This is a genomic window from Actinomycetota bacterium, assembly GCA_005888325.1.
Classification (GTDB): domain Bacteria; phylum Actinomycetota; class Acidimicrobiia; order Acidimicrobiales; family AC-14; genus AC-14.
Genome location: VAWU01000018.1, coordinates 97175 through 100550 on the forward strand (window position 1 = coordinate 97175; position 3376 = coordinate 100550).

The following is a 3376-nucleotide window of genomic DNA, read 5'->3' on the forward strand; positions in this document are numbered from 1 at the left end:
GGAGGATGTCGCCCAAGCGGCGGAGCTCGAGCTTCTGGCCGCGTCCGGTGAGCAGGGCGTTGTAGGTCCGCTCCACGCCGTCGGTGCCGAAGGAGAACGAGAAGTACCCGGTGATGGGCCCGAACAGCGCGCCCTCGGGGTACTCGCGCTGGAGCTTGAAGTCGTCGTTGGAGTCGACCGACCGGGCGAGCACCACACCGTCGGCTGTTTGGATGGCGCCGCGTGCCCGCGTGAAGTCGCGGACGACGGCACGCGTGTTGGCCGGGTGGTTGTTCAGGCCGTCGGCGCCGAAGATCTGCCAGTAGTTGAGGAACCCGAACAGCACGAGGAACAACGCGATGAGGACCACACCCAGGCCGCGGATCTGCTTGTTCATCCGCGTTGCTGCACGCGGGTCTCGTCGGCGACGACGACTGCAGCCTGTCGCTCGGCGCTGTCGTTGCTGATGCGCAGCAACAGGGCGAGGAGGATGTAGTTGGCCACGAGCGAGGAGCCGCCGTAGGAGACGAACGGCAGCGTCACACCCGTGAGCGGCACCACCCGGATGACGCCGCCGATGATGATGAAGCTCTGCACCCCGAGGATGGTCGTCAGGCCGACGGCCAGCAGCTTCTCGAACCCCGAGTCGGCGCGCAGCGCGATGCGCAGTCCCGCACCGACCATGAGGAGGATGGCGGCAAGCACCGCGGTGGTGCCGAACAGGCCGAGCTCCTCGCCGATGGCGGCGAAGATGAAGTCGGTGGTGACCACGGGGATCCGCTGCGGGTTGCCGAGTGAGATCCCGGTGCCGCTCAGACCACCGGCGGCGAGGGCGAACATGGCCTGCACGAGCTGGAAGCCCTGGTCGTACGGCCACGGGTTGATCCAGATCCGCACCCGGTCCTGCACGTGACCGAAGGTCTCCCACGCGAGGAATGAGCCCGCCCCGAACAGGAGCCCGCCCAGGCCGAGGTATGCCGCGCGCGCGGTCGCGACCCAGAGCATGGCCACGAACAGGGCGAAGAACAGAAGTGAGGACCCGAGGTCCTTTTCGGCCAGCATGACGACGAGCGACACGGCCCATGCGAGGAGGATGGGCCCGAGGTGCTTGAGGCTGAGCTGCGGCAGCATCAACCCGAAGAAACGTCGGGTCTGCGAGAGAAGTGCCTGCTTGTCGACGAGGTATGACGCGAAGAACACGGCCAGGACGATCTTGGCCAGCTCCCCGGGTTGGAAGCTGGCGCCGCCCACCCGCACCCAGATGCGGTTCCCGTGGATGTTCTGCCCGATGCCGGGCACGAGCGGGAGCATGAGGAGCGCGACGCCGACCAGGGCCAGCGTGTAGCGGTAGCGCTCGAGGTCGCGCGCCCGGCGCACGATCAACAGGGTGAGCACGAACGCGAAGACGCCCACGGCGGTCCACAACGACTGGAGGGCCGCGAGGTCGTGGTCGAGGCGGGCGATGAAGACGTAGCCGATGCCGTTCAGCAGCGCGGCGAGTGGGAGCAACATGCCGTCCGCGGCCGGCGCCAGACGTCGGGTGGCCACGTGGGCGACCCCCAACAGTGCGAGCACCACACCGAGAAAGGGCACCACGTCCGCGGGGAGCGTGGCGGTGCGACCCAGGCTGGCGAGCACGTAGGCGCCGCCCGTGATGACCGCGGCGAGCAGGATGAGCCCCAGCTCGGTGTTGCGTCGCACCACCCGCATCATGGCGAGCCCGGCACCACCGTCGTGGTCGTGGTGGTGGTGCTCGCCGTGCGCGCCGCCTGTGCGGCCTTCGCCTCCTGCTCGAGGTTGTTCACGTAGCGATCCGCGTCAGCGAGCGACGACTGCGACTTGCCTTTGCGGAGGTCGGGAAGACGCGCCTCGACGACCTCGTCGGTGGTCAGCGGCGTGCGCTTCTCGAGCGTCGGCTCGAACCACAGGAGACCACCGGGTCGGCCACGGAAGATCACCACCTGGTTTCCCTCGAGACCCACGTAGAACGTATGGCGCGCATACCAGTTGACCGCGGCACCCGCGCTCGCGAGCACACCGATGAAGAGCAGCAGGAAGACCGCGACGCGCCAGGTGAAGCGCCGAGGCCGCGGCTCGGCGGGACGGCGCTCTCGTGCTCGTTGCGCGCGTCCACGCCTCCGGCGCGGCGCGGCGTCGATCACCGCGGTGTGCTCGCCCGTTCCCGAACCCGAGCCCGCCAGCGCGGCTGAGGCTGCCTCGGCCCGGCCCTCGTCGTCGGTGATGTCGATCACGACCGCGGTGATGTTGTCGTTCCCGCCGTTGGCGCGGGCCTGCGTGACGAGGTCCTTGGCCGCCTCGTTCGCGTCGGCCAGCCGGCGCAGGGTGGAGCCGATCTGGTCGTCGGCGACCTCGTTGGTGAGGCCGTCGCTGCACAGCAGCAGGCGGTCGCCGCGGTAGGGGAGCAGCTCGAGGTGGTCGATCTCGACGTCGGGCTCGAGGCCGAGGGCACGCGTGATCACCGCTCGTTGCGGATGGACGCGGGCCTCCTCGTGGGTGAGCCGTCCGTCCCGCTCCATCTCGGCCACGAGGCTGTGGTCCTCGGTGAGCTGCGTGAGCTCACCGTCGCGCAGCAGGTAGCCGCGCGAATCGCCCACGTTCACGAGCGCGAGCAGGTCCTCGCCGTCCTGCTCGACGACAGCCACGGCGGTGATCGTGGTGCCCATGCCCCGTTTGTCGGGCTGGTCCTGCGCGAGCTCCCAGATGGCGCGGTTGGCCGCCTCGACGGCCTCGATGAGGCGGTCGACAGTGGGCGCGTCGAACGTGGTCTCGAGCGTGTGGGCCGCGGTCTCCGACGCCACCTCACCCGCCTGGTGACCTCCGAGCCCGTCGCAGACCGCGTAGACCCCGTCGGCGACGAGGTAGCGGTCCTCGTTGACGTCGCGCACCAGGCCAACGTCGGTGGCGGCTCCGGCCGTCAACGTGATCAAGCGCGCGGTTTCCTCAACGGCTGAGCTCCATCACCGTCTTGCCGACCTGCAACCGGTCGCCCTTGCGTATGGCAACGGGCGCGGTGACCTTCTTGCGGTTGAGGTAGGTGCCGTTGGTCGAGCCGAGGTCCTCGACGAACAGCTGGCCGTCCTTGCGGAAGATCCGCGCGTGGAGCTGGCTCGCGTAGGTGTCGTCGAGAGTGATCTGGCAGCCCGCGGCGCGGCCCACGGTGAGCTCGTCGGCCAGGTCATAGGCCCGCCCACTCTGCTCGACGGGCTCGACCACCTTGAGGCGCGTCGCACCCTTCGCCGAACCGCGGTCGCGCCGGGCGCGTGCGGGCGTGGTCGTGGCGGCGGCCCCGGGCGCAGGTCGGGCGGCGCGCGGTCCGGCCACCTCGGCCCAGACCGCACGGACCACGCGCAGCAGGAAGAGGTACAGAAGGGCAAGG

The 3376-nt window shown here is 69.7% G+C and carries 2 protein-coding genes and 2 pseudogenes (2 of these 4 cut by a window edge); all 4 read right to left on the reverse strand.

What is annotated here, in order from left to right; translation table 11 throughout:
• Positions 1–376, reverse strand: a pseudogene (locus E6G06_05175) (hypothetical protein); it reaches 116 nt to the left of the window's first position.
• Positions 373–1692 (reverse strand): FtsW/RodA/SpoVE family cell cycle protein, encoded by a 1320-nt coding sequence (locus E6G06_05180; protein ID TML92777.1) that lies wholly within the window; start codon positions 1690–1692, stop codon positions 373–375. Before E6G06_05180 ends, E6G06_05175 begins: the two are co-directional and overlap by 4 nt.
• Positions 1689–2927, reverse strand: a complete 1239-nt coding sequence (locus tag E6G06_05185; protein ID TML92778.1) for a Stp1/IreP family PP2C-type Ser/Thr phosphatase — start codon at positions 2925–2927, stop codon at positions 1689–1691. The genes E6G06_05180 and E6G06_05185 overlap by 4 nt, the downstream gene beginning before the upstream one ends.
• Before the next feature lie 13 nt (positions 2928–2940).
• Positions 2941–3376 (reverse strand): annotated as a pseudogene (locus tag E6G06_05190) (DUF2662 domain-containing protein); it runs 674 nt beyond the window's last position.

What these genes read in the sequence shown, in the direction of transcription:
- E6G06_05180 (TML92777.1), bottom strand. Translation starts at nt 1,692, where the DNA reads ATGATGCGGGTGGTGCGACGCAACACCGAGCTGGGGCTCATCCTGCTC.